The organism is Shewanella sp. SM74 (genome assembly GCF_025653725.1).
Classification (GTDB): domain Bacteria; phylum Pseudomonadota; class Gammaproteobacteria; order Enterobacterales; family Shewanellaceae; genus Shewanella; species Shewanella oncorhynchi.
This window is the reverse complement of the sequence record NZ_JAKKRZ010000090.1, coordinates 1-769: the sequence shown is the minus strand read 5'-3', so window position 1 is coordinate 769 and position 769 is coordinate 1. Positions and strand designations below refer to the sequence as shown.

The window sequence follows — 769 nt, the reverse complement described above, 5'->3', positions numbered from 1 at the left end:
CTGGCGTCAGTGGCGAAAACCGCGGACTAAGGTACAAAACTTACTTAAACGTGGCGTCAGGATCCAAGCTGCCGTTGCTTGTGGGATCACAAGTAAAGGCCCATGGCGGAGCTCGAAAACACCAGGAATACAGCAAGCGCTGAGTAATGAGTATCTTAAGAAAGCAGGATTGTATTCACTGAGAGATGGATGGATCGCGGTTCACTATCCGAACCAGAAAACAGGTTAGGCGTTCTAAATGAACCGCCCTGTGCGGAGCCGCATGCAGGGTGGTGTGGGGGCTGGAGGCTAGATACCTCCGGCTACCCGATTAGATGCCAGTGCCACTTAATGAACGCTTGCCTTAGAAAGCAAATTTAAAACCAATACACCGCAAACTATTAAACTAATACCCACGAAACCCCATGCATCAATCTTTTGCCCGTAAAGCCCCCATGCAACAGCAGTGACTAATACTACGCCAAGGCCAGACCAAACTGCATAGGCCACCCCTACAGGAATAGACTTCAAGACCAATGAAAGGAAATAAAATGCAATTCCATAGCCAACAATTACGATGAAAGATGGTACGAGCTTCGTAAAACCTTCACTGGACTTTAATGCAGATGTTGCAACTACCTCTCCAAGAATCGAAATAGTAAGAAATAACCAGCTTTTCATGATCCGCCTCCAATATGATTCGAAGGGAGTATATGTCTTTTTCTCTTAAAATTGCAGTCTTGAAGAAAAAAATTATTCGTGCGCAACTTTCCGGTTAATTACATCTAAC

At 45.1% G+C, this 769-nt stretch carries 1 protein-coding gene and 1 pseudogene; one reads left to right on the top strand and one right to left on the bottom strand.

The genetic code is table 11. From position 1 onward, the window contains the following. A pseudogene (locus L5M49_RS25100) lies at positions 1–229 on the top strand (group II intron reverse transcriptase/maturase); the annotation flags it as partial. Positions 230–327: 98 nt separating this feature from the next. On the opposite strand, the gene qacK reads toward L5M49_RS25100, so the two are convergent. Next, on the bottom strand, positions 328–660 hold the full coding sequence (gene qacK / locus L5M49_RS25095) for a quaternary ammonium compound efflux SMR transporter QacK (RefSeq protein ID WP_034732386.1): 333 nt from the start codon (positions 658–660) through the stop codon (positions 328–330). Between the last annotated feature and the right edge of the window lie 109 nt (positions 661–769).

Bases quoted from the DNA above. Each gene is read 5' to 3' on its own strand.
- qacK (WP_034732386.1), bottom strand. From the start codon at position 660: ATGAAAAGCTGGTTATTTCTTACTATTTCGATTCTTGGAGAGGTAGTT.